This window comes from Microbacterium sp. STRO-1N (assembly GCF_057748015.1).
In genome coordinates, this window is sequence record NZ_CM173234.1 from 561,725 (window position 1) to 587,522 (window position 25,798).

A 25,798-nucleotide genomic window follows, 5' to 3' on the forward strand; every position below is an offset into this window, starting at 1 on the left:
CCAGGGGGAAACCGGGTATGAAGGCACTGAGCTGGGTCCGCGCGCGGCCGAAAACGCTTGCCTCGGCAGCGGCGGTCACGGCAGGTGTCGTGACGATCACGACTCTCGCCTTCGCCTACGACGGCAACCCCACGACCGAGGTCGATCTGAACGACGGCGGGGTGTGGGTCACGAAGTCGTCGAACCTGTTGGTCGGTCACTTCAACAACGAATCCGAACTGCTCGACGGCGGGCTGCGCACTCCAGGCGAGAACTTCGACATCCTCCAGGACGAAGCGACCGTCCTGGTCGTCAATCGGGACGAGTCGACCGTCACGGTCGTCGACCCCGCGCATGTGACGCTCGGCGACAGCACCGGCATTCCAGGAGCGGCGAAGGTCGGCCTCGGTGCCAAGACCGTGGCGATCCTCGACGCCGAGTCCGGTGATCTGTGGGTCGAAGCCGTCACCGGTCTCACCGAGTTCGAGTTCGTCAGCGAGGATCCGCTCCTCGAACTGGGACCCGGTGCCGATCTGACCGTCGGGCGCGATGGCACTGTCTACGCTGTTTCGGCCGAGCAGGCTGCGGTGTTCACGATTCCGGTGGATGCACAGGGCGAGGCGCTGGAGCCGACATCCGCAGCGGTCGAGGGGCTCAAGAAGGACAGCACGCCGACGATCACCGCCATCGGGACGACGCCCGTCGTCCTCGATCCAGCCCGCGGCATCGTGACGACCCCCGGTGGATTCGCGACCGAGATCCCGGAAGGCGACACTGCCGTCCTCCAGCAGGCATCCGCGGATGCGGCCGCTGTGACCGTGGCGACGGCCTCGCAGCTGTTGCGGGTGCCCCTGGACGGCGGCGAGATCGCAGCGACCAGCGCTACTGCTCAGGGCGAACCGGCGGCGCCGGTGTCGCTTCTGGGATGTTCGTACGGGGCGTGGTCGGGGTCTGGCCAGTTCGTGCGCGAGTGCCCCGGGGATGATGCCGATCTCGTGGATCAGGTGCCGAATGTGAAGCCGGGCGCGAATCTGTCGTTCCGCGTCAACCGGGACGTGATCGTGTTGAACGATGCCGTTCAGGGCGCGGCCTGGCTGGTGACGGACAGCCTGCAGCAGGTGGACAACTGGAATGACATCACTCCTCCGGAGGGGGAGACCGAGGAGGAGGAGAACACCACCGAGGAGACGGTGGAGACGTCTCTTCCGGAGCGGAGTGAGGAGAATACGGTTCCGATCGCGGAGGATGATTCGTTCGGTGTGCGGCCGGGTGGGACGACGTTCCTGCCGGTGCTGGACAACGATACGGATGCTGACGGTGATGTGCTGGTGGCGGCGGTCAAGGGGGATCAGCCGTCGATCGGTGGCGTGCAGCCGATCAACAATGGCAGTGCGCTGCAGATCGCGGTGCCGGAGGATGCGTCGGGGTCGGCGTCGTTCGTGTATGAGATCGATGATGGGCGTGAGGGTCGGGCGACGGCGAGTGTGTCGGTGTCGGTGCATGACTGGAGTGTGAATGCGGCGCCGGAGCCGAAGCGGAAGAGCACTCTGGCGGTGGAGGCGGGTGGCACGGTGTCGTACAACGTGCTGCCGGACTGGATCGATCCCGACGGCGACGACGTCTACCTCCAGGCCGTCGTGCCCGCGACCGGTGATGAGGTCGACTTCACCACGGATGGTCAGATCACCTATCGCGCGGTCGCGTCCCCACCAGGACGCCACGAGCTTCAGGTGATCGTGGCCGACGGCTCGGGGGAGCAGTCCTCGGGGACGATCCAGCTGGACGTGCGCCCGGTCGGCTCGACGCTTCCGAAGACCAACGCCGATCACATCGTGACGACCGTCGGAGCGCAGGTCACGGTCGCGCCGCTGACCAACGACACGAGCTCGAGCCGCGAGCCGCTGCGCCTCACGCGCGTCGAAGAGCGCGCGGGTACGACGATCCTTCCTGATTATCCGAACAAGACCTTCACATTCTCGGCACCCGCCGTGGGCGTCTACTATGTGCAGTATCACGTCACAGCCGGAGTGCCGGCGGCCGTCGGGATCGTGCGCATCGACGTCCAGGAGCCCACGCAGGAGGACCTCGCACCGATCGCGGTCCGCGATGTCGCCCTCCTGCCGACCGGCGGCGAAGCGCTCGTGGGTGTGTTGAACAACGACACCGACCCGGGTGGCGGTGTCCTCGTCGTGCAGTCGGTGACGGTCGAGCCCGGCAGCGGCGTCTCGGTCTCGGTGCTCAACCACGAGACGCTGCGCATCGGCGATCAGGGTGGTCTGGACGATCAGGTGCGCATCAAGTACCGCATCTCGAACGGCACGAAAACCGCGGAGGGCGATGTCGTCGTCATCCCGATCCCCGCACCGGACAAACTCCTCCCGCCCGTGGCGAACGACGACACGGTGGTTGTCCGCGCCGGCGACGTGGTGACGATCCCGGTGCTCGACAACGACACGCACCCGAACGATCTGGCGATGCACGTGGAGCCCGAGCTGGTCGAGCCGTTCATCGATCCGGAGGATGGCGAGGCCTTCGTCTCGCAGGACGCGGTCCGCTTCCGGGCAGGACCCGACGCGAAGACCGTGTATGCCACGTACAACGTTGTGGACGAGAACGGCCAGGTCGATGCCGGGTACATCACGATCCAGATCCTCGCCGTCGACGAGGAGACCAACGCCGCCCCGCGACCGCGGGACGTCACCGCCCGCACATTGAGCGGGACGACCGCGAACATCGCGATTCCGCTGGACGGCATCGACGCGGACGGCGATTCCGTCGAGCTGCTGGGCCTGGATTCCAATCCGAAGAAGGGGCTGGTGACAGTCGAGGCGAACTACCTCGTCTACGAGGCTTTCGAGGATTCCATCGGCGTCGACACGTTCACCTACAAGGTCCGCGACAAGCTCGGCAAAGAAGGCACCGCGACCGTCCATGTGGGCATCGCTCCCAGCGAGGAGGTCAATCAGTCGCCGTACGCGGTGAAGGATGCCGTGGTCGTGCGCCCCGGCCGCGAGGTCGCCGTTCCGGTGCTGGTGAACGACTCGGACCCGGAGGGCGACAAGGTCGCGCTGGTGAAGAACGGGCTCACCCTGCCCGAAGGCGTCGCGGGCTTCGAGGCACGCGTCTCGGGTGATCGGGTGCTGGTTCAGGCGCCGGATGCTGAGGTGGAGACGTCTTTGCAGTACACGATCGTGGATGAGCGCGGGGCGGAGGCGAAGGCTGTTGTTCAGGTCACGGTGGACGAGGACGTGCCCCTGCTGTTCCCGATCGCTCGTGATGATCGGGTGAAGTCGACGGATATCACGGAGGAGGCGACGTTCGATGTCGATGTCCTTGCGAACGATGAGGATCCGGATGGGACGACGGACGCCCTCGAGCTCGATGTCGAGACCGGGGGGACGGTGCTGGATGACCGCACGGTTCAGGTGACGATCGGTGAGTCGTCGCAGGTGATCCGGTACACGATCACGGATGAGGACGGGCAGGAGAACGCGGCGTTCATCTTCGTGCCCGCGCGCTCCGAGGTTCCTCCGGTGATCGAGGCGGGCAAGTCGGTCGAGGTCGTCAGCGGTGAGACGGTGGAGATTCCCCTGGCGGAGTACGTGACGGTGTCCGGTGGTGGTCAGGTGGTGCTGACCGAGGCGGAGAAGGTGAGCGCCGCGCATTCCAATGGCGCGGCGCTGATCAAGGACGAGCGCACGCTGGTCTACACCTCGGCGGACCGGTACTTCGGCTCCGACGCCCTGTCCTTCGAGGTGACGGATGGGACGGGGCCGGATGATCCGGAGGGGACGAAGGCGACGCTGTCGATCCCGATCACGGTGCTTCCGCCCGCGAACCAGCCGCCCACGTTCACGGGTGGTCAGGTCAATGTCGCCCCGGGTGAGGCGGCGGCGGAGATCGATCTCGCCGAGCTCGCGGATGACCCGGATCCGGAGGATCAGGGCAAGCTCTCGTTCGACTACGTGAGCGGTGCGACCGAGGGCATCTCGGCGCGCATGGACGGCACGAAGCTGCTCGTCGAAGCATCCTCCAACACCCCCAAGGGCACGGCGGCCACGTTGAAGGTCCGCATCACGGACGGGCACACCGACCCGATCGACGGCGCAGTGACCGTGACGGTCTCGGCGTCGACCCGCGACCTTCCGACCGCCGTCACCGACACGTTCGACGAGGTCGATCAGGGCGAGACGATCACCGTTCCGGTGCTGCAGAACGACTTCAACCCCTTCGCCGGCGAGGGAGAGCTGCGGCTCATCTCCGCCGAACCGGAGAGCGGCGAGGGCGAGCCGGCGATCGTCGGGGACAAGATCGAGGTCACCGCGGGCAAGGACTACGTCGGCACCGTCACGATCCGCTATCGGATCGGTGACATCACGGAGGACCCGGACCGTGAGGTGGACGGGAAGATCGTGTTGAAGGTGCAGGGTGTGCCGGATGCTCCGGGCAAGCCGACGGTGTCGAGTGTGCAGGATCGGAAGGTGGTGCTGTCGTGGTCGCCGCCGGCGAACAACGGCGCGAAGATCGAGGGGTACACGGTCCGGTCGGTTCAGGGTGATGCGTATGAGAAGCAGTGCTCGTCGACGACGTGCACGTTGGATGGTCTGACGAACAATGTGAAGTATCTGTTCCAGGTGACGGCGAACAACCGGGTCGGGGAGTCTGAGCCGTCGCCGTCGTCGGCGGAGGCTCGTCCGGATGCGCGTCCGGATACTCCGGCGGCTCCGACGCTGGTGTTCGGGGACAAGGAGTTGAAGATCGCGTGGAAGACGCCGTCGACTCCTGGTTCTCCGGTGCAGTACTACACGCTGGAGCTCTCGGGCGGTGTCGGTGCGGGTCAGAAGACGAACATCACCGGCAACAGCTACACGTGGACGGGTCTGGAGAACGGGACCGAGTACACGGTCCGCATCCGCGCCCACAACCTCGCCCCCGAACCGTCGAGCTGGAGCGGACCGTCGCTGGGGGAGATCCCTGCTGGTCCGCCGCTCCAGCCGGCACCTCCGACCACGAGTCTGCTCTCGCCGGTCGGTGATCGCGCGCAGATGCAGGTGGCCTGGGTCGCTCCGAACAACAACGGCGACGCGATCGACGGCTACCAGCTGCAGGTGCTGCGCGGCGGCACGGTGGTGCAGACGATCGCGGTGGCAGCGGGCAAGACCACGCAGGCCGTGGTCGTGGACACTTCGACGACCGCCTACACGTACAAGGTGCACGCGCAGAACAAGGCCGGGTGGGGCGCCTGGTCGGATGCCTCGGCTCCGCGTCGCGCCGCCATCAAGCCCGGCACGCCGGGCACACCGTCTGTGCAGGCGGGCGATCATGCGCTGATCGTGGATCCGAACTCGTACCGCCTTTCCGAGGCCGAGTTGAACGGCGCATCCGCCGGCGAGGTGAGGTACGACTACAGCCTCAACGGCGGTACATGGCACGTCAACGGACCAGACGCCGGCTTCAACTGGGACGGCAGCTACATCATGGCGAGCAACGGCACGCCGTACACCGTGCGCATTCGTGCCGTCACCACCGTCGACGGCGTGGAGTACGTCTCTGACCCGTCCGGATCGTCCGCGCCGCAGACGCCATTCGGCATCCCCCCGGCGCCCAGTGCCACCGCCGTCAATAACGGGACGACGGTCACGTTCAACTGGAGTCCGACGGGCGACAACGGCGCATCGCTCGACGCCGCGCAGATCAGCATCAACGGCGGCGCATGGCAGAGCGTCGCGACCACCGGCGCCACGACGACCGGAAGCGCGTACGCGACGACACATTCCATCCGGGTGCAGGTGCACAACAAGGCGGGCTGGTCGGCCGAAGCCACCGCATCTGCGCGGACGAGCGACCCGCCGCCGCCGCCGCCCGCGCCCCGCGCGTGGGTCGAGAACGGTGCGTACGTCGGAAGTGATGACTGCTATGACGGCTGTCACCGGTTCAACCTCAACACGAACGAGACGTTCCCCTACGGCTCGCACACCGTCGGATGCTCCAGCACGCCGTTCGGGGACTCGTGGCGCACCTACACGCTCACGTTCGGCGCGAATGCCGACTTCGATCTGTCGTGCCACCACGGGGACCTGACCAGGGAGCCGCCTCATCAGGTCTGGGTCACGATCGACGGCACAGCCTACGAACGTCGAGATTGGTAGCGCCGCGGCGCCCTCCCCACAGCATCCCCACATCCCCACGTAAGGAAACCCACTCATGACGATGACCCCCGAACAGGCGGCCTGGTTCCAGGGCACCTTCCATCGCCTCGTCGACAACATCGACAAGGCGCTGCAGGGCAAGCGCGAGATCGTGAGCCTCGTGCTCGCCTCGATGCTCGCGGAAGGGCACGTGCTCCTGGAGGACGCCCCCGGCACCGGCAAGACCAGCCTCGCCAAGGCCCTCGCGGCGACAGTGCAGGGCACCAGCGCGCGTATCCAGTTCACGCCCGACCTGCTGCCCTCCGACGTCACCGGCGTCACGATCTACGACCAGCAGGCGCACCGCTTCGAGTTCCACAAGGGCCCGATCTTCGCCTCGATCGTCCTCGCGGACGAGATCAACCGTGCATCGCCGAAGACGCAGTCCGCGCTGCTCGAGGTCATGGAGGAGTCCAGGGTCACGGTCGACGGCGTCACCCATGAGGCCGGTCGCCCGTTCCTCGTGATCGCGACGCAGAACCCCGTCGAGCAGGCCGGAACCTACAAGCTCCCCGAGGCGCAGCTGGACCGGTTCCTCATCAAGACCTCGATCGGCTACCCCGACCTCGCCGTGACCGAGAGCATCCTGGCCGGGGCATCCGACCGCAACCCGTCCGCGAGCCTGTCCGCGATCATCACCACGAGCGCTGTGGCCGACATGGCCGACCTCGCCGCCACGGCCCACGTGGAGCCGGCCGTGCTGCGCTACGTCGCCGAACTCACCGAGGCGACCCGCAACGACAAGAGCATCCGCCTGGGTGTTTCGGTCCGCGGCGCGATCTCGATGGTTCGCATGTCGAAGGTGTGGGCTGCGGCCCACGGCCGCCACTACGTGCTGCCCGACGACATCAAGTCGCTCGCGCACGCCGTGTGGCAGCACCGCCTGCTGCTGGATGCCGAGGCCGAGTTCGCCGGCACGACCGCCGACGTCGTGATCGCTCGCGCGCTCGAGTCCGTCGCGGCGCCCCAGGCGCGAACGGCGGCGTGATGACGTCGGAGACCGTACCCGTCGTCCCGCTGACGACCGCTCGCGATGCCGGCTGGCGCGACATCGCGGCGGTCCTCGGCGCGCGCGCGTGGACGCGTCTCCGCTTGATCCTCTCCGCCGTCCGCCCGCTCGCCTGGGTGCTCATCGGCCTCGCCATCGGACTCTGGGTCATCGGGCAGGTGTTCGGATGGTGGGAACTCACCGTCGCCGCGGTGATCATCGCCGTCACGGTGGCGCTGTGCGCCCTGTTCCTCATCGGCCGCACGGAGTACGACGTGGCCCTCGACCTCGCCCGCACCCGCGTGGTGGTGGGTGAGCGCGCGGTCGGCGCCTTGACCCTCGCCAACAACAGCGACCGCGCCATCCTGCCTTCGCGCGTCGTGCTCCCGGTCGGCTCGGGGCGCGGCGAGTTCGGCATCCAGCGCCTCGCGCCGGGGGAGCAGGCCGAAGAGCTGTTCGCGATCCCGACACAGAAGCGCAGCGTCGTCGAGGTCGGTCCGGTCAGCGTCGTCCGCGGCGACCCGCTCGGCCTGTTCGAGCGGGCGCACAACCGCGACCAGCCCGTCGACCTCTACGTCCACCCCAGGACCGTGCTGTTCGACGGCCAGTCGCTTGGCTTCCTGCGGGATCTCGAGGGGATGCCGGCATCCGACCTGTCCCGCGATGACGTGTCCTTCCACGCGCTGCTGGAGTACCAGCCCGGAGACGACCTACGCCACGTGCACTGGAGATCGACGGCCCGCACCGGCGTCATGATGGTGCGCCAGTTCGAGGAAACCCGTCGCTCGCACTTCGTGATCGGGCTGTCCTGCAACGCCGCGGAGTACGCGGAAGAGGAGGAATTCGAGCGCGCCGTGTCGATGGCGGGTTCGGTGGGACTCCGCGCGCTGCGCGACTCGCAGCGCGTCGACCTGCGTGTGCAGGGCCGTGAGCTCCCCGCCGGCACCGGCAAGCAGCTGCTCGACTCGCTGTCCACCGTCGAGCAGTCCAAGCCCAAGGACGGCGGCGTCACCCAGCTCGCCGGAGTCCTGTCCGCGACGATGGCGCTCGCGAGCTTCGTCGTGCTCGTCACCGGGTCGAAGACGCGGACGGAAGACCTCCGCGCGGCGTGCGCCCGGGTTCCGTTCGGCGCACGCTCGCTCGCGATCGTCGTCGATCTGAAGGCCGAGAACCCGACGCTGCGCCGCATCGGCGAGGCGGACGTCGTGACGGTCGCGGCGCTCGAGCAGCTGCCCATCGCCCTGCGGAAGGTGCTCGCATGACCTCTCCCGCTCGGATCGCTCCGCGGCGTCTGGCCGTCGACCTCAGCGCGTCCGCTCTCCTGCTCGGCGTCGCGATCGTGGGGTTCTGGCCCACGTTCGCCGGACCCAGTTACCTGCCCGCCGCGATCGGCGCCGTCGTGCTCGGCCTCGGAATCGCGGCCGTCAGCGCATGGCGTCGCTGGGGCATCCTCATCATCGCCGGCCTCACCCTCGGCGTGTACTTCGTCTTCGGCGGGGCTCTCGCGCTGCCGTACACGACGATCGCCGGCTTCATCCCGACCATCGACACGCTGCAGCGTCTTGCCGTCGGCACGATCACGTCGTGGAAGCAGCTGCTGACGACGGTCGCCCCTGTCGCGGCATCCGACGGGCATCTCATCGTGCCGTTCCTGCTCCTGCTGGTCACGAGCGTGCTGACCGGCTCGCTCGCGCTGCGTCTGCGCCACGTCGGCTGGGCGCTGATCCCGGCAGGCGTCGCGGTGATGTTCGGCATCGCACTGGGCGTGCCGTCGCCGGCCGCGCCGATCGTGCAAGGTGCGGTCTTCGCGCTCGTCAGCGTCGGCTGGCTGTCGCTGCGCCAGATCTGGGCACCGCAGAACGCCGCGGTGTCGGTGAGCGAGATCGATCCGGCGCGCGCATCGCACATGCGCTGGCGTCGGGTCGGCGCCGGGGCCGCCGTCCTCGTCGTCGCCGCCGGCGCCGGCGTCGCGACGAGCGCCTTCGCCCAGCCGTACGAGCCGCGGCACGTCTTCCGCGACACCATCATCCCGCCGTTCGATATCCGCGAGTACCCCAGCCCCCTGCAGTCGTACCGGAAGGTCGTCCGCGACGACAGCGAGCACACGCTCTTCACGATCCATGGCCTGCCCGAGGGATCCCGCATCCGGCTGGCCGCCATGGACGATTTCAACGGCCAGGTCTACAACGTCTCGGATGCCGGCAACGGCTCGTCCGGCGCGTTCACTCCGCTGCGCGGCAACATGTCGGTGGATGCCGAGGGCGACAGGGTGACGGTGAAGGTCGAGATCGGCGAGTACGACGACGTCTGGATCCCGATCACCGGGCAGGTCAACGAGTTCTCGTACACCGGCGACCGCGCCGAGGAACTGCGCCGCTCGACGTACTTCAACGAGTCCAGCGCGACGGCGATCAGTACGATCCCGCTCGCGAAGGGCGACACCTACACGCTCGAGACGACGGTCCCGGTCGAGCGCGATGACGAGGGCCTCGGGAAGGCGGAGTTCGGCTCGGTCACGATGCCCAAGCAGAGCAACGTCCCCGAGGAGCTCGCTTCGCTCGCGGCGGAGCAGACGGAGGACGCCGAGACTCCGATCGAGAAGGTCGCGGCGCTGGAGACCTTCCTCGCCGAGGGCGGGTTCTTCAGCCACGGGCTGCAGAACGAGGTCATCTCGCGCGCCGGGCACACGTCCGAGCGCATCACGACCCTGATCGGCGGGGATCAGATGATCGGAGACGACGAGCAGTACGCCGTCGCCATGACGCTTCTGGCTCGCGAACTCGACATCCCGGCCAGGGTGGTCATGGGTTTCTACCCGGACGAAGAGGATGCCGCGAACACGACGTTCGACGCATCCGGCGAGGACGTGCACGCCTGGGTGGAGGTCAACTTCGCCGGCCACGGCTGGGTCGCGTTCGACCCCACACCGCCGGAGGACAAGGTCCCCAACGATCAGAACACCAAGCCGCGGGCCGATCCGAAGCCGCAGGTGCTGCAGCCGCCGCCCCCGCCGCAGGAGCCGGTCGACCTGCCGCCGACGCTGCCGGACGACCGCGAGGCCGAGGAGGACGACTTCAACCTCGCCGGCCTCATCGGCACGATCCTCGTGGTCGGCGGGATCTCGCTGGGCGTCATCGCGCTGCTGGCGTCTCCGTTCATCGTCGTCGGCGCGTGGAAGGCGGCTCGTCGCCGCTCGCGCCGTGCCGCCGAGCGCGCGAGCGACCGGATCAGCGGCGGATGGGACGAGCTCACCGACCGCGCCGTGGACTACGGGGCGCGGATCACCGCCGGTGCCACACGTGCCGAAGAGGCGGGGCAGGTCATCGAGAAGATCCCGGTCCCGGCTGTGACGGTGCTCGCGCAGCGCGCGGATGCCGAGGTGTTCGGGCCGAGCGATCCGACGCCGGAGCAGGTCGACGCGTTCTGGAAGGAAGTCGACGCGATCGTCGTCGGCCTCAGCAAGGATGCCGGTTTCTTCACGCGCCTGAAGGCGCGCCTGAGCCTGCGATCGCTGCTCAAGGACTCGTCGGTCACGGCGCGCTTCACGAGCCTCAAGAACGCCGCGACCGCGCGCAAACGGCCCGAACCTGGCACCATCGACAAGAACAGTCCACTCACATCCGAGAGCGAGAGCGCATGACGATGCTTCCCTTCGGGCCGGTCGCCCCGATTTCCCGTCGTGCCGTCGCGTACGTGATCGACGCACTGATCGCCGGAGGCCTCGGCGTCGTGCTCAGCGGCATCGTCGTCACGATCGCCGTGGCCACCGGCTCGCCGGAGGGCATCCTGCTGGTGATCGCGATCGGAATGCCGGTCGTCGTCGCCATCGAACTCGCCTGGCTGCTGATCTACACCTACATGCAGGTCGGCACGGGGTCCATCGGCATGCGCGTGCAGGGCGTCCGGCTCGTGGATGCCGAGAACGGCGGCTCGATCGGCTTCTGGCGCGCGCTGCTGCGCAACGTGATCTTCGGCCTCGCCGCCTCGATCGTGGTCGGCTACTTCTCGCCGCTGTTCGACGGGTCCGGTCGCTTCCAGGGCTGGCACGACAAGGTCGCGAAGTCGCTCGTGATCGACGCGCGATCGTCCTCTCCCGCAGCGCCGCCCACTCAGGCGATGCCCGTGGCGCAGCCGTTCGGTCAGGGATTCGCCGGGCAGCAGTTGGCGACGCCGGGGTACCCGGACCCTGCCGGATCACCCGCGCCCCGGGGCGCGATCCCGGCTCCGCCGCTGCCGTTCGGCGGCCAGACACCGGCGCAGCCGTCGTTCGAGCAGCCTGTGCACCCGCAGGCGACCCCGGCCCCCGCGCCGGATCCGTACGCCGCGCCGGCTCCCAGCGCACCCGCTCCGCTCGCCCCCGAGCCGGCCGATGACCTGGACGAGACCATCGTCCCGCCGCGTCCTCCGCTGCCGGTGACGCCGGCTCCTGCTGCCCCGCTGCCCGCCGATTCCTCGCTGATCGCCTTCGTTCCGGGGATCACGCAGGACGCACCGGTGCGCCCCATGGCTCCGGAGCAACCAGAGTCGGCCGGCGTCGCGCCCGTCGCGCCTGCGCCGATCGCGCCGGGGCCGGAGGGCGCGGAAGACGAGGCGCCGACGGCGGAGAACCCGGCCGTCCCGGCATCCGTCGTCCCCGTCGCGCAGAACCAGGACCACGACGACGACCTCGAGCAGACGCGCATCAGCGTCCCGGGTCATCGGCTCGTCTTCACGTGGGATGACGGCACGCGCGTCTCGGTGTCGCGGCGCACGATCTTCGGCCGCAACCCTGCCGCCGAAGACGGTGCGATCACGGTGCCGGTGCGCGACGAGACCCTGTCGCTGTCGAAGACGCATTTCGAAGCGGCGGCCGAGACGTTCGGCGGCTGGGTGATGGACCGCAGCTCGACCAACGGCACGATGATCATCCGCGAGGGCGTGCAGATCCCGTGCCCTCCGGGTGAGCGCGTCGGCATCAAGCTGGGCGACGTGATCTCGATCGGAGACCGCATCGTCACCGTCGGAGGCTACGAATGATCCCGGCCATGATCGTCTCCACCGGCTCGGCGACGCATGCGGGCAACCGGCGACCGCTCAATGAGGACTCGCTCCTCGCGAGCACGCCGGTGTTCCTGGTGGCCGACGGCATGGGCGGGCACGAGGCCGGCGAATGCGCCAGCGCCGCGGTCGTCGAGCAGTTCTCCCGCTTCATCGGCCGACCCGACCTGACGCTCGACGATGTCCGCACGGCGCTCAGCCGCGCCCGCACCGCGGTCGATGCGCTGTCGACGTCGGGCAACGGCCGCGCCGGGACGACGCTCAGTGGTGCAGTGATCGCCTCGGTCGACGGCATGGGCTACTGGCTCACCTTCAACATCGGCGACTCCCGCACCTACCGGCTCGCGGGTGGCGAGCTCGAGCAGATCAGCGTCGACCATTCGGTCGTGCAGGAGCTCATCGACTCCGGCGAGCTGTCGATCGCGGATGCCGCGTCGGATCACCGTCGCAACATCATCACCCGTGCGATCGGCGCTGGCAGCACCGGCGAAGCCGACTACTGGATGTTCCCGGCCGAACTCGGGGACCGGATGCTGGTCTGCTCGGACGGACTCTCGTCCGAGTTGGACGACCAGCGCATCCGCGACATCCTTATGACCGAACCGGACCCCCAGACCGCCGCCGACGTGCTCGTCGATGAAGCGGTCAGGGCCGGGGGACGAGACAACGTGACGGTCGTCGTCGCCGACGCCGTGCTGGTCGCGTCCAAGCCCGGTCGTCCGCTGCAGGCCGACGACGACATCGATGCGGACACGCGACCGAGAGAAGCCGCCGCAGGAGGGATGCGATGATGCACACGATCTATCGACCTGGTCAGTGGAACACTCTGGTCGCACCGGGGGCGCTCGTCGCCCTGCCGTCCGACGCGTCGGAGGCGCTCGTCGCGACCCTGTGGGAGCGGCTGAACGCCGAGCGCACGCTCGCCGTCGTGGTGGATGCGATCACCGACAGCGTCGGCGGGTCGTTCTCGGCGATGCCGCCCTTCATCGCCGCCGTCGTCGAGGGGGCGAACGCGCGCGTCGCGCTGCGCGGCGACATCACGGCCGACGTCACCGGCACGGACGGCGTCCAATCGCTGACGGGTGCCGACGTCCTGACCTGGAACGAGCGCTTCATCCCCGGCGCGACCCGCATCGTGCTGCGCCTCGACGACGCGGCCGGCGCGCCGGAGCTGCCGGTGATCGGCGGCGTCATCCGCGCCGCAGAGGTCATCGCGGACGTCGAGTCGTCCGACGCCGAGTCCATGACCTCGACCGTCGCCGGTGCGGTCCCGGATGCCGAGGCAGCGGACGCAGCGGCGTCCGACGCGCCCTCGTCGGAGGCGTCACCGACCGACGATGCGTCGACCGAGTCCGCTCCCGACGCACAGGCCGCGGACGCACTGCTGCCGGGCGCTGCGGCGGTGGCCGCACCGGTTGCAGAGCCTCCGACTCCGGCCTCCCAGGATCTGGCCTGGCCGCCGATCGACGCCGACGCGGATGCCGACGCGGCAGAGCCGCAGGAGTCGGAGACATCCGCCGAAACTGCCGAGTCCGCGCCCGACGCGGCGACCGAGGCCAGCGCCATCGATGAGCCGACCGACGAGCCCGAGCCGACTGGAGCATCCGAGGACGAAGTGTCGGAGCTCGACGCGTCCGGACCCGAAGCATCCGAGCCCGGAGCATCCGGACCCGCCGCGCCCGAGCAGGAACCGCAACCCGTCGACGGCATCAGCGGCGAGACGCTCGTCCCGGCCGAGCAGACCCTCGGGTCTGACTTCGATGAGTTCGAGCAGCTGTTCGGTGACACCGTGCACTCCGTCCCGTCGCCGCCGGCAGCGCCGATCGAGGGCGACCACGACGGTGCGACGATCTCCGTCGCCGAGGCGCGTGCGCTCCGGGGCGACCTGCCGCCGGTGCCCCAGCTCGAGCCGGAGGCTCCGACCGCGCTGCTGCCGACGGTCGGAGGCGGACGGATCCGCGTCTCCACCGGCCAGGTCGTCGACCTCGACCGCACGGTCGTGATCGGCCGCCGCCCCCGTGCGCCCCGCGCGTCCGGCGCGAGCCTGCCGCACCTGATCGCCGTGGAGAGCCCTCAGCAGGACATCTCCCGCAGCCACCTCGAGGTCCGGCCGGAAGGCGACACGGTCGTGGTGATCGATCTGCACACCACGAACGGCTCCACCCTCCTGCGCCCCGGCGCGGACCCGGTGCGCCTGCACCCCGGCGAGCAGACGCTCGTGCTCACCGGTGACGTGATCGACCTCGGCGACGGTGTCACCGTCGCCTTTGAGGACCTCCCGTGAATCGACCCCCGTCGACGCCGCCCGAGCTACCAGGCTTCACTTACGTGGAGCCGCTGGGCACGGGTGGCTTCGCGGACGTCTTCCTGTACGAGCAGCAGCTGCCGCGGCGTCGCGTCGCCGTCAAGGTGCTGCTCGCGGACCGCATCGCGAGCGCGTCCGCACAGGAGTTCACCGACGAGGCGAACGTCATGGCGATGCTGTCGACGCATCCCGCGATCGTCACGATCTACCAGGCCGGCGTCGCCGGCGATGGCCGGCCGTATCTCGTCATGGAGTACTGCCCCCGGCCCAACCTGCAGTTGCGCGCTCGCCGCGAGTCGTTCTCGGTCGCCGAGGCGCTGCGCGTCGGCATCCAGGTCGCCGGGGCCGTCGAGACCGCGCATCGTGCCGGAGTGCTGCACCGCGACATCAAGCCGGCCAACATCCTCGTGACCGAGTACAACCGTCCGGCGCTGACCGACTTCGGCATCGCCTCGACGACCTCGGCCATGTCCGAGGCCACCGGGATGTCGATCCCGTGGTCGCCGCCCGAGTCGTTCGGCGATCCGCCGACGAGCGGCACCCGGTCGGACGTGTGGGCGCTCGGCGCGACGCTTTACACGCTGCTCGCCGGCCGTTCGCCGTTCGAGCGCGCGGGGGAGCGCAACTCCAGCGCCGACCTGATCGAGCGCATCGAGCGCGCGCCGCTGCCGCAACTGGGCCGCCCCGACTCCCCGGCGAGCCTGCAGCGGGTCCTCGAGCGCGCGATGGCCAAGAACCCCGCCGACCGGTACCCGAGCGCCGTCTCGTTCGCCCGCGCCCTGCAGAAGGTGCAGATCGAGCTGTCGCACTCCGTGACGCCCGTCGACATCGTCGACGACCACCCGGTCGAGCAGATCGAGGATGACGACGACGGTCTGACGCGTGTTCGTCAGGTCGTCAGCATCGACCCGGATGCCGGATCCACACGCCCGTCCGCGCTGACCCAGCCGTTCGCCGGCGGTCCGCTGGGGACCCCGGCACCGGCGACGTCCGCCATGCCGGTGTTCGATCCGCCCGCCGCGGCATCCGGATCCGACGCGACGGTCGTCCGGGGGCCTGCGACGATCTCGCCGCAGCCGGCACCGGCATCCGCCGACGACCGGACCCTGCTGCGTCCGCCGCGGGTGCTGACCGCGCAGGCCGCACCTGCACCTGCTGCGGCATCCGTGCCGACGGATGCCGAGGCGAAGCCGCGACGCCGGACCGGTCTGCTCATCGGCGGGGTCCTCGGAGCGCTGGTGCTCGTCGCCGCAGCCGTGGTGGGGATCACCCTCGTCGCGAACACGCTGAACGCCGCACCGGATCCGCAGGAGACCGAGGAGGTCGTGGATCCGAAGGAGGTCATCCCGGTGGGGACCCCGGAGATCACCGAGCTCGCCGGTGCCCGCAACGGTGCGCAGGTGACCTTCACGTGGACCAACCCGGATCCGAAGGACGGCGATTACTACATCTGGGAGCAGGTCGTGCTGTCCGGCGAGTCGAAGAGCGAGAAGGCGAACGAGCCGACGGTGACCTTCACTCCGCAGGGCGCGGGCGAGGTCTGCGTCGAGGTATCGCTGGTGCGTGCGGACGGAGACTTCGCCGAACCCGTGCGGGGGTGCGTGGATTGATGGGATGGAATCCGACGGCATGATCTGGGAGATCGACGACAGCAAGCCGAAGATCGAGGGGCTCGACTCCGTGGGGCGACCCGATCCCGCGTACGCCGCTGCGCTCGGTCTGCTGCGCGCGCCGTTCGGCCGGCGCAGCCTCGCCCTGGTGTGCGACGTCGCGCTCTGGATGCTGCTGCAGCTGCCGCTGTGGCTCGGAGCGGTTCCGCTGCTCCTGAAGCTCGCCACGGGCGCGATCTCGCCGTACGGGTTCCTGAACCACCCGGGCTTCATCCTGGCCGTCGTGATGGCGAGCGTCTCGACCGTGCTCTCCCTCGTTCTCCTGATCGTGCAGTGGGTGCAGCACGGTCGTCAGGGACGCACGATCGGCAAGGCGATCGCCGGCATCCGCAGCGTCGACGTGCGCACGCTCGAGCGACCCGGTGTCGGGCGCGTGCTGCTGCGGTTCCTGATCTTCGGCGCATCCGGAATCGTGCCCGTGCTGGGACCAGCGCTGCTGCTCAGTACACCGACGTTCGACCCGGAGGGCCGCGGCCGAGGCTGGCATGACAAGGCCACCGGTATCTGGCTGGTCGATGCGCGCCGCGGGCTCAACCCGTACGACGAGAAGCGGATGCGCGTGGCGCGCAAGATGGTCAAGGCGGAGCCGACGAAGGGCCGCTCGACCCTGCCGTCGCTGGCGACCCACGCGACCGCGGACGCGCAGCCCGCCTATCGGCCGGGCAACCGGATCAGCGCCGGCGTGCTCGGCGTCGCCCGCCCGTATGCGGCGAACGAGCGCCCCGAGGTCGGACTCGCGACGGCTGCGGCCGAGTCCGTGCAGGTCGAGACGGGCAAGCCCGTGCTCGGCGGCTACCGGGGCGAACCGGCATCGACGCCGGCCCCGAGACTGCCGTCGATGGGGAGGCCGGGCGGGATGCCGGGACCCGTGCCGACGTCCACGTCGCGTCCGCAGCAGGCACCGGCTCAGGCTCCCGCGCCCCAGCCGGCTCCCGCTGCTCGGCCGGCACCCGCGCCGCAACCCGCGCCCGCGCCGCTGCCGACTCAGCATGCTCCCGCATCGCAGCCGGCTCCGGTGGCCCAACCGGCTCCCGAGTCCCACCCTTCCCCCGTGCAGCGCATGCCCGCGGCGCGCTTCGGGCTGCGGCTCGACACCGGCGAGAGCATCCTGGTGTCCGAACCCGTCCTGCTGGGGCGCAACCCGGATGCGACCGAGCACCCGGAGGCCCGGCCGATCGCTCTGACGGACGACAGCAGATCCCTGTCCAAGACGCACCTGCTCGTGCGTCCGGTCGATGGCGGGCTCGAGATCATCGACTGCCGCTCGACGAACGGGTCCGGGCTCGTCAGGGCCGGTGTCGAGTACGCCGTCGCCGCAGGCATCCCTGTGCTCACGATCGATGGTGACGTGATCCGGCTCGGCGACCGCGTGGCGTCCGTGGTGCGGGTGTGACGGTGGGCGAACAGATGTGCGCTGGCGAGCCCAGCGGGATTGAGGAATACGCATGAGGCTCAAGCTGACCCTGCATCGCCCGGCAGGGGACCCCGTCGACATCGTGATCACGACCGACTCCACGGCGACCGCGGGAGACGTGGCACGCCACGTCGCCGCTGCCGACCCGACGCGCTCGACACCCGTCGCCGACGGCGATGTGCTGACATTGGCCGTCGCGCCTCCGACCGGCGAGCGGCTGGTCCCGCTGCAGCCGGACGTGCCGATCGGCGAGGCGGCGGTCGGCTCCGGCTTCGCGGCGTCCATCCTCAACTACGGGCCCGACTTCGCCGGCGCGAACCGGCGGGAAAGCGCGGGCGTCCTGGTCGCGACGGCCGGCGCGCTCGCCGGCCAGGAGTTCCCCATCACCACCGGCCACGTCTTCGTCGGCCGAGAAGCTGGCAACGACGTCGTGCTCGCGGACCCGATGGTGTCCAAGCGGCATGCCAGACTCGAGGTCGGCACGCACATCGAGGTCGTCGACCTGAACTCGGCGAACGGCGTGCTGGTGGACGGTGTGGCCGTGCAGCGCGTGCGGGTCGAAGAGGGCGAACCGTTCGTGATCGGCGGCACCACGCTCGTGCTGCGGCTCGCGCGATCGTTCGACGGCTCGACGGCCGAGGATCCGATCATCGAGCGCGGCGGCGGTCTGCTGTTCAACCGCAGCCCCCGCGTCGAGGTGCGCTATCCGGGGACGAAGTTCAAGCCGCCGCGGCTGCCCACCGAGAAGATCGGGAAGATGTTCCCGTGGCCGATTCTCGTCGCGCCGATCCTCATGGGATTGGCACTGTACGCCTTGAATGAGAATCCGCGATCGTTGCTGATGGTCGTCATGACGCCGCTGATGGCGTTCGGCAATATCATCAATCAGGCCGTGCAGAGCAAGAAAGGAACGAACCACGAATTCCTCCTGTTCGAACGCCAGTACGAGCAGCTGGAAGAGGACTTCTTCCGCGGTAAGCCCGAAGAGGAGCTGGCGCGCAACGCCGAGGCGCCGCCCGTGGCCGAGGTCTTCGACCACGCCATGCGGCTCGGGCCGCTGCTGTGGACCAGGCGACCTGAGCACTGGAACTTCCTCGGCCTCCGGCTGGGCAGCTGCCGCCTCCGTGCGCGCAATCAGATCGACGACGCTGACGCACCCGAAGGCCTCCCGGAGTTCATCGACCGCATCGACCGGCTCCAGGAGCGCTACGCCTTCGTCGACGACGTGCCCGTGTACGACGCGCTCGCCGACGCCGGCTCGATCGGCATCGCCGGGCCCCAAGCACCGGTCGCCGACGCGATGCGCGGGATCGCCGTGCAGCTGTTCGGGATGCACGCTCCCAACGACGTCGTCGCGGTCGCCTTCGCCGACGCGGCCTGGACGCCCGAGCTGGACTGGCTCAAGTGGATGCCGCACACCTCGAGTGAGCGCAGTCCCTTCCGCGATGTGGCCCTCGCCGACTCGGCGCCCACCGGCGCCGCGCTGCTCAGCACGCTCGAGGAGTACGTCGCCCGCGCCGCCGCGACCGAGGGCGCGGGCGAACCGCGCGGTCCGTTCAAGGAGGACTGGAACCCGATCCTGTACGGCACGGACGTGTCGCGGGCGGCCGGTGAGCACAAGAGCACGCCGAGGGTGTCGGTCATCGTGTTCGTGACCAGCGACGCCCCCGTCGATCGCGGACGCCTGACCGATGTGCTCGAGCGCGGTGCGGATCACGGCGTGCATGCGGTGTTCGTCTCGCCCACCGTCGAGTCGCTGCCCGCGGTGTGCCGCAGCTACATCGACGTGACGACAGGGCTCGAGGACGCGACCGTCGGACTCGTCCGCAACGGCGAGAACTTCGAGCACGTCCGTGTGGAGGGCGTCTCCAACGCGTACATGCACATGCTGGCCCGACGCCTCGCGCCGGTCGTCGACGCGAGCACGGTCGTGCACGACTCGTCCGACATCCCGACCGCGGTCATGTTCCTGCAACTCGTGGATCCGGCGATCGCCGAGGACCCGCGCGTCGTGATCGAGCGATGGCGGCAGAACAACACGATCCTCGATCGATCGCCGAAACCGCGCCCGCGCATGAAGAAATCCGGGACGCTCCGCGCGATCATCGGGCAGGGGCCGAGCGACGCCATGGCGCTCGATCTGCGCACACACGGCCCGCACGCCCTCGTGGGCGGAACGACCGGTGCCGGAAAATCCGAGTTCCTGCAGGCGTGGGTGCTCGGCATGGCGGCAGCGCACAGCCCCGATCGCGTCACGTTCCTGTTCGTCGACTACAAGGGCGGATCCGCGTTCGCCGATTGCGTCGAACTGCCGCACTGCGTCGGACTCGTCACCGATCTCAGCCCGCACCTGGTGCGGCGCGCGCTGACGAGCCTCCGCGCCGAGCTGCAGCACCGCGAGCACCTGCTCAACCGCAAGAAGGCCAAGGACCTCCTCGAACTCGAGAAGAGACAGGATCCGGAGACTCCGCCCGCCCTCGTGCTGGTGATCGACGAGTTCGCGGCGCTGGCGTCCGAGATGCCGGACTTCGTCGACGGCGTGGTGGACATCGCGCAGCGAGGGCGCTCGCTCGGCATCCACCTCATCATGGCGACGCAGCGTCCTGCCGGCGTCATCAAGGACAACCTGCGGGCGAACACGAACCTGCGCATCGCACTGCGCATGGCCGACGAGTCCGACTCGCGCGACGTCGTGGACGATCCGATCGCGGCGAGCTTCTCGCCCGCGCTTCCCGGTCGCGCGATCGCGAAGACGGGGCCGGGGCGCCTGGTGCCCTTCCAGTCCGCGTACGCGGGCGGATGGACGACCGACGACGACGCCGCGGTCGCGGAGGTGCGGGTCGCCGAGCTCCGCTTCGGCGCCACCAGCGAGTGGGAGGCGGATGGCCTCGCCGAGTCGGATGTGCACGAGGAGGACCTCGGCCCGAACGACCAGAAGCGCATCGTGTCGACGCTCATCAAGGCGAGCGCCGCCGCCGGCCTGCCCCGGCCACGGCGCCCGTGGCTCGACGACCTGTCACCGCTCGTCGACCTGAGCGATCTGCCCAACGAGGGCGACACGCGCGTTCCGATCGCGCTCGTCGACGTCCCCGAGAAGCAGTTGCAGCAGCCGGCAGTGTTCTCGCCGGACCGCGACGGCTCGCTGGTGATCTACGGGACCTCTGGGTCGGGCAAGTCGACCCTGCTGAAGACGATCGGCACCGCGGCCGGGATGCGGCCCGACAAGGGCCGGGCGCAGGTGTACTGCCTCGACTTCGCCTCCGGCGCGCTGTCCGCGCTGTCCGCGCTGCCGCACGTCGGCTCGGTCGTCGACGGTGCGGATGCCGAGCGCATCCAGCGGCTCTTCCGAACGCTCGATCGTGAGATGGACCGCCGCTCCGCAGCCTTCGCCTCGGCCAGCGCCGGCTCCGTCCAGGAGTACCGCGAGCTCGCCGATGCGAATATGCCGCGCATCGTTCTGCTCATCGACAACTACCCCGAGTTCAAGAAGGACTGGGAGATGGCGCCGGGACGCGGGCCGTTCTACCGGATCTTCATGCGCATCCTCGGCGAGGGACGCACCCTCGGTCTGCACGTCGTGATGACCGCCGACCGCGGCAACGCCGTGCCGAGCGCCGTGGCGTCGAACATCTCGCGCCGCGTCGTCCTGCGCATGGGTGACCCCAGCCAGTACATGCTGCTCGGTGTGCCGCGCGACGTCCTCGACGAGCAGTCCGCGCCGGGGCGTGCCGTCATCGACGGGCACGAGGCGCAGATCGCCGTCCTCGGGGGCACATCGAACGCCGTCGAGCAGACGAAGGCGCTCGCCGCCCTCGGCGATCGCCTGCGCGAGGCGGGCGTGCGCGATCTGCCCGAGATCGGCGCGCTGCCGACGATGGTCCCGGTGGCCGATATGCCGGCCCAGGCCGACAGGATGCCGGTGTTCGGCGTCGCGGACGACACGCTCGCTCCTCGCGGCTTCGAGCCGATCGGATCGTTCGTCGTGTCCGGGCCCCCGGCATCGGGCAAGACGAACGCGCTCAAGGCGCTCGTCGTCGCGATGGAGCGCTTCGACCCGAACGTTCAGCTGTATCACTTCGGCAGCCGCAGAGCAGAGCTCAAGGACTTCCGCCCCTGGGTGCGCAGTGCCACGAAGGCCGAGGACGAGAAGGACCTCGCCGCCGAGCTCGCCGAGCTGGTCGTGAGCGACGCGCAGCGTCAGCGGATCATGATCGTGATCGAGGACATGCCGCACCTCGCGGACGGCCCGGCGGATCGGCCCATGCGCGCGCTGCTACAGGCGATGAACAACAGCGACCACCTGCTGGTCGGCGAGGCCGAGATCACCAGGGCGAGCGGCAGCATCGGTGTGCTGGGCGAGTGGAAGACCGGGCGCCAGGGCATCGTGCTGAAACCGGACACCTACGACGGCGAGTCGATCTTCAAATCGCCGTTCGGTCGGGTCAAGAGGAGCGACTTCCCGGTGGGGCGCGGAATCTTCGTCCAGGCCGGTCGTGCGGTCACGATGCAGATGCCGTTCGTGCCCGATGCGCCAGCCCGCGGGTGACCGCGTGGGGAGAACTGCCATGGGTAGTTCTCCCCGTATGCCGGTCGACGTTCATTGGCTAACCTCGACGTAAGAGGCCGCAACGGCCTGAAGACGACAAAACGCTGGGAGGCGGTTTCTCATGGCCGGACATGATTTCGGGGCAACATACAGCGAGATGGAGAGCGCGGCTTCGCGTCTCCGCGACGGTCGCAGCACCGTCACCGACACGCTGAAGGAGCTGCAGGCGGTCATCGATGACCTCGTGCAGGACGGATTCAAGACCGAGAACGCGTCCGACGCGTACTCGACGGCCTACAACGAACTGACTTCATCGCTGGACGACGCAGCAGAGGCCGTCAACGACATGGCCGACGCGCTCGACCGCATGGCGGACTCGATCCGCGACAAGGACGCGGAGCTCGCCGGCGGCTGAGCCCGCACTGCTGTCAGAGAGGTCGTGGCGCCTGTCCGGGGGGACGGGCATCACGACCTTTCGCATAGAATCACCAAGACGAGCGGAGGAGAGCGCTGATGAGCGGTTCACAGCCCTACTGGTACAACCTGAGCACCCAGATGGTCGTGCGCGCGGACGAGCGCCCGTCGGAGGACACCCTCGGCCCGTTCGGCTCGGCGCAGGAGGCGGAGGAGTCTCCTGCCGTCCTGCTGGAGCACGCGCGCGCGTGGCTGGAGAGCGAAGAGAGCGAGCCGTACCGCGAGATGGCCGCCGAGGCCGACGACGGCACCGACTACGTGTGACGGCGAGGTCATGAGGGCGCATCGCCGCATCTCGGCGACGCTGATCGTACTGCTTGCGGCGGGCCTGGCCGCCTGCGCGCCTGCGCTGCCCGAGACCGTGGTCCCCGGCTCGGCGATCACGGTGGGCTGGACCGGGGAGCTCACCTCCACGAACGCGGCCGCCGCACCGACGTCCGGGAACGTCGACATCGCCGAGATGATCCGCGCCGGGTTCGGGGATGTGATCGACGGCGAGTTCGTCCCCGATGAGGGCTTCGGCACGGCGAGCATCGTCGGCGACGACCCGTTCACGGTCCGCTACGACCTCGCAGAGCCGGCGTGGTCCGACGGCATCCCGCTCGATGCCGCCGACCTGATGCTCGGCTGGGCCGGGGCATCCGGGTACTTCCCGAAGCAGCCGGAGGATGCCGAGACACCCGTCGAGCCGCAGATCGCCGAGGAGACGCCGGCGGTCGACGAGTTCGCCCGCGCGATCGACGTGACCTTCCCGGCGCCCGATATCGACTGGCAGCAGCGCGTCCCCGTGCCGGTCCCTGCGCACGTCGTAGGACAGCGGGCGCTCGGCATCGACGATGCGATGGAGGCGAAGCAGGCGGTCATTCGGGCGATCGAGGAGGCGGACACCAGCGCTCTCGAGAAGATCGCCGAAGTCTGGAACGACGACTTCGCGTTCACCGACGCCTCGGACATCCCCGCCGACCTTCTGATCTCGAGCGGCCCGTTCACGATCGACGAGATCGTCGCCGACGAGGCAGGGCAGAGCGTGACGCTGGTGCCCAACGGCGCGTATCGCGGCCAGGTCACGCCGCAGATCGCCCGGATCGATCTCGTGCCGCCGGGAGACGACCCGGTGGGTGCGATAGGTCAGGTGCTGGATGTCGCGCAGGTCGCGCCGACCTCGTCGAACCGGGCGCCGATCCACGATCTCGAGCGCCAGGACTTCACGGTCACGACGACCCACGACGGCACGCTCTGGAGTCTTCTGCTGAAACCTGCGGGTGTCTTCGCGGGGCAGCAGGCGCGGATCGCGTTCATCCATGCGCTGCCGGTGCGTCCCATGGTCGATCGCGGGGCGGGCGAGTGGGCGTCCGCCTACACGGCGAGCACCGCGATGCTGGCGGCTCCAGGTTCGCGCGCATTCGACATCGTGAACGAGGACTCCGGTTTCGCAGAACTGCTCGGCGACCCGGGCGACGACCCGGCGCTGCAGCGCGAGTTCGCCGGAGTTCCGGACGGTGCGGCGGTCTGCGTTCTGTACGACCGGCACAGCGAGTTCGCGGCCGGTGCGTTCGCGGCGCTGCGGGAGAGTGCGGCGGAGTCGGGCTGGAACGCGATCGACTGCGGCAGCGACGACTACAGCGCGGCTCTCGCGCAGGGCCGATGGGATGCCGTGATCGCCCGGGTGCCGATCCCGCAGACGCCGGAGCAGATCGCCGCGCAGTGGGGCAGCGGTGGCTCGGCATCCGTCACCGGCCATGCGGATGCGGATCGGGATGCTCTGATCACCGAGCTCGCGCAGACCACCGACGTCTACGAGGCGCGAGAAGTGCTCGCGCTCGTCGAGGCCTCGATCGTGCGCGCGGCGGTGGCGCTTCCCCTCGCGGCGAACCCGCGGATCACGATCGTCGACAAGGACGTGACCGGTGTCGCGCCCCGCAACGGCGTCGCGGCGCCGCTGACGTACGGCGCCGTGCAGTGGGCGGCCGTCCCGTGAGCGGCACTTCACGGAGCGGTTCCGTGCAGGACTGGGCGCGCTTCTGCCGGCTGCTCGACGACGACTCCGAGCTGCTCGCTTCGGTGGAGACCGCCGCGGCGGATCCGGATGGCGACCCCTGGCTCGCGGTCATCGACGGGCTGGACGACGCTGGCGCGCTCGCGTATCTCGAGACTCAGGATCTCGGCGCCGAACTCTCGGACGCCCTGGCCGGATTGCCGCGGGTGTTCCGCACGTCCGTCGACCTCGGGCCGGTCGCGGACATCGACGAGCTGCCGGACGCGATCGCCGCGGCCGATCTGCTTCTCGCACCGCACGACCTGCGCGTCGTGTTCCTCGAAGAGGACTCGGATGCCTTCCCTCTCGTCGTCGTCACGGCGTCGGATGCCGAGGCGATCGTCGAGCTGGCAGCGCAGTTCGGACACGAGGCGCGCGTGTTCTGAATATGGGTTGTTCTCCCCATCGCGACGGTTCGCTCCCTGCCCGTAGAGTTCTCGAGGAGGTTTGCGCCGTATGGGAATGATGTTGCCGAATGAGCTCATCTGGGTGATGGAGAAGCTCGGTTTCGAGTGGCCGGATATCGATGAGGACGAACTGCGCCGTGGCGCGGGGATCGTCGGCGTCTTCCGCGACGAGCTGGAGACGAAGATCCAGGTCATGGATCGCAAGGTCAATGGCGATCTCGCGACCGCCATGCGCGGGCAGGCCGGGCCGGCGTACGTCGGCGCCTGGAACACGAACCGCTCCCAGAACCTGCAGGGGCTGATCGATCTGCTCGGACCAGTGCCGTCGGCGATGGACATCGCGGCGGACGCCGTGTTCGCGCTGAAGATGAAGGTCATCGTCGACGTGACGACCACGATGATCGCGCTGGTGGGCATGCTGACGAACCCGATCACCGCGGTCGGTGCGGGTCCGATGGTGCTGATCAAGAAGAAGCTGCTCAATGCGGTGGTCGATATCGCGATCGAGCAGCTGCTGAACCAGCTGCTGCCGATGGCGATCGAACCGTTGGCGGAGCAGCTCCCAGGCATGATCATGGCGGCGCTGGATTCGCCCATCGTCGAGGCCGTCGCGGGCGATCCGGACGAGTTCTACGCGGACCTGCAGGCGCTGGAGCAGGCTGAGGGCGAGATGGAGCAGCACGCCTCGGACGTCGAATCGCTGACGGACCGACTGATGGCCGATCTGTCCGGCCTGAACATCGCGGGAGACTGAC

Annotated in this window: 15 protein-coding genes; all 15 read left to right on the forward strand. The window is 69.2% G+C overall.

Annotated features, from left to right (window positions below; all coding sequences use genetic code 11):
• The first annotated feature begins 89 nt into the window (after positions 1-89).
• The 15 genes from AC3ANJ_RS02710 to AC3ANJ_RS02780 all read left to right on the forward strand — a co-directional run bounded on the left by AC3ANJ_RS02710 (position 90) and on the right by AC3ANJ_RS02780 (position 25,797).
• The gene (locus AC3ANJ_RS02710) at positions 90-6,128 is read left to right on the forward strand and encodes an Ig-like domain-containing protein (protein WP_488318117.1); all 6,039 of its coding nucleotides are present in this window, start codon (positions 90-92) and stop codon (positions 6,126-6,128) included.
• A 55-nt stretch (positions 6,129-6,183) separates the two neighbouring features.
• On the forward strand, positions 6,184-7,155 hold the full coding sequence (locus AC3ANJ_RS02715) for an AAA family ATPase (RefSeq protein ID WP_488318118.1): 972 nt from the start codon (positions 6,184-6,186) through the stop codon (positions 7,153-7,155).
• Complete coding sequence (locus AC3ANJ_RS02720) at positions 7,155-8,417, forward strand: DUF58 domain-containing protein (protein WP_488318119.1); 1,263 nt, start codon at positions 7,155-7,157, stop codon at positions 8,415-8,417. The genes AC3ANJ_RS02715 and AC3ANJ_RS02720 overlap by 1 nt, the downstream gene beginning before the upstream one ends.
• A complete protein-coding gene (locus tag AC3ANJ_RS02725; protein ID WP_488318120.1) occupies positions 8,414-10,795 on the forward strand; it encodes a transglutaminase-like domain-containing protein in 2,382 nt (793 codons plus the stop codon). The genes AC3ANJ_RS02720 and AC3ANJ_RS02725 overlap by 4 nt, the downstream gene beginning before the upstream one ends.
• Positions 10,792-12,171 (forward strand): RDD family protein, encoded by a 1,380-nt coding sequence (locus tag AC3ANJ_RS02730; RefSeq protein ID WP_488318121.1) that lies wholly within the window; start codon positions 10,792-10,794, stop codon positions 12,169-12,171. Before AC3ANJ_RS02725 ends, AC3ANJ_RS02730 begins: the two co-directional genes overlap by 4 nt.
• An 8-nt stretch (positions 12,172-12,179) precedes the next feature.
• A complete protein-coding gene (locus AC3ANJ_RS02735) occupies positions 12,180-12,983 on the forward strand; it encodes a PP2C family protein-serine/threonine phosphatase (RefSeq protein ID WP_488318122.1) in 804 nt (267 codons plus the stop codon).
• Positions 12,980-14,476 (forward strand): FHA domain-containing protein, encoded by a 1,497-nt coding sequence (locus AC3ANJ_RS02740; protein ID WP_488318123.1) that lies wholly within the window; start codon positions 12,980-12,982, stop codon positions 14,474-14,476. The genes AC3ANJ_RS02735 and AC3ANJ_RS02740 overlap by 4 nt, the downstream gene beginning before the upstream one ends.
• On the forward strand, positions 14,473-16,107 hold the full coding sequence (locus AC3ANJ_RS02745) for a serine/threonine-protein kinase (RefSeq protein WP_488318124.1): 1,635 nt from the start codon (positions 14,473-14,475) through the stop codon (positions 16,105-16,107). The genes AC3ANJ_RS02740 and AC3ANJ_RS02745 overlap by 4 nt, the downstream gene beginning before the upstream one ends.
• A gap of 4 nt (positions 16,108-16,111) precedes the next feature.
• Entirely contained in the window at positions 16,112-17,560 is a 1,449-nt protein-coding gene (locus AC3ANJ_RS02750) for an RDD family protein (protein WP_488318125.1), read from the forward strand.
• A 52-nt stretch (positions 17,561-17,612) separates the two neighbouring features.
• Entirely contained in the window at positions 17,613-22,127 is a 4,515-nt protein-coding gene (locus AC3ANJ_RS02755) for a type VII secretion EssC family protein (protein ID WP_488318126.1), read from the forward strand.
• Positions 22,128-22,248: 121 nt separating this feature from the next.
• Complete coding sequence (locus tag AC3ANJ_RS02760) at positions 22,249-22,542, forward strand: WXG100 family type VII secretion target (RefSeq protein ID WP_376178963.1); 294 nt, start codon at positions 22,249-22,251, stop codon at positions 22,540-22,542.
• A 98-nt stretch (positions 22,543-22,640) separates the two neighbouring features.
• Complete coding sequence (locus AC3ANJ_RS02765) at positions 22,641-22,865, forward strand: hypothetical protein (protein WP_406247063.1); 225 nt, start codon at positions 22,641-22,643, stop codon at positions 22,863-22,865.
• A 10-nt stretch (positions 22,866-22,875) separates the two neighbouring features.
• Positions 22,876-24,579 (forward strand): periplasmic substrate-binding domain-containing protein, encoded by a 1,704-nt coding sequence (locus AC3ANJ_RS02770; RefSeq protein ID WP_488318127.1) that lies wholly within the window; start codon positions 22,876-22,878, stop codon positions 24,577-24,579.
• Entirely contained in the window at positions 24,576-25,022 is a 447-nt protein-coding gene (locus AC3ANJ_RS02775) for a DUF6630 family protein (RefSeq protein ID WP_488318128.1), read from the forward strand. The genes AC3ANJ_RS02770 and AC3ANJ_RS02775 overlap by 4 nt, the downstream gene beginning before the upstream one ends.
• A 70-nt stretch (positions 25,023-25,092) precedes the next feature.
• Positions 25,093-25,797, forward strand: a complete 705-nt coding sequence (locus tag AC3ANJ_RS02780; protein WP_488318129.1) for a hypothetical protein — start codon at positions 25,093-25,095, stop codon at positions 25,795-25,797.
• Position 25,798: the final 1 nt, after the last annotated feature.

What these genes read in the sequence shown, in the direction of transcription:
- AC3ANJ_RS02760 (WP_376178963.1), top strand. Translation starts at nt 22,249, where the DNA reads ATGGCCGGACATGATTTCGGGGCAACATACAGCGAGATGGAGAGCGCG.
- AC3ANJ_RS02750 (WP_488318125.1), top strand. Translation starts at nt 16,112, where the DNA reads ATGGAATCCGACGGCATGATCTGGGAGATCGACGACAGCAAGCCGAAG.
- AC3ANJ_RS02765 (WP_406247063.1), top strand. Translation starts at nt 22,641, where the DNA reads ATGAGCGGTTCACAGCCCTACTGGTACAACCTGAGCACCCAGATGGTC.
- AC3ANJ_RS02730 (WP_488318121.1), top strand. Translation starts at nt 10,792, where the DNA reads ATGACGATGCTTCCCTTCGGGCCGGTCGCCCCGATTTCCCGTCGTGCC.
- AC3ANJ_RS02720 (WP_488318119.1), top strand. Translation starts at nt 7,155, where the DNA reads ATGACGTCGGAGACCGTACCCGTCGTCCCGCTGACGACCGCTCGCGAT.
- AC3ANJ_RS02770 (WP_488318127.1), top strand. Translation starts at nt 22,876, where the DNA reads ATGAGGGCGCATCGCCGCATCTCGGCGACGCTGATCGTACTGCTTGCG.
- AC3ANJ_RS02715 (WP_488318118.1), top strand. Translation starts at nt 6,184, where the DNA reads ATGACGATGACCCCCGAACAGGCGGCCTGGTTCCAGGGCACCTTCCAT.
- AC3ANJ_RS02725 (WP_488318120.1), top strand. Translation starts at nt 8,414, where the DNA reads ATGACCTCTCCCGCTCGGATCGCTCCGCGGCGTCTGGCCGTCGACCTC.
- AC3ANJ_RS02740 (WP_488318123.1), top strand. Translation starts at nt 12,980, where the DNA reads ATGATGCACACGATCTATCGACCTGGTCAGTGGAACACTCTGGTCGCA.
- AC3ANJ_RS02780 (WP_488318129.1), top strand. Translation starts at nt 25,093, where the DNA reads ATGGGAATGATGTTGCCGAATGAGCTCATCTGGGTGATGGAGAAGCTC.
- AC3ANJ_RS02735 (WP_488318122.1), top strand. Translation starts at nt 12,180, where the DNA reads ATGATCGTCTCCACCGGCTCGGCGACGCATGCGGGCAACCGGCGACCG.
- AC3ANJ_RS02755 (WP_488318126.1), top strand. Translation starts at nt 17,613, where the DNA reads ATGAGGCTCAAGCTGACCCTGCATCGCCCGGCAGGGGACCCCGTCGAC.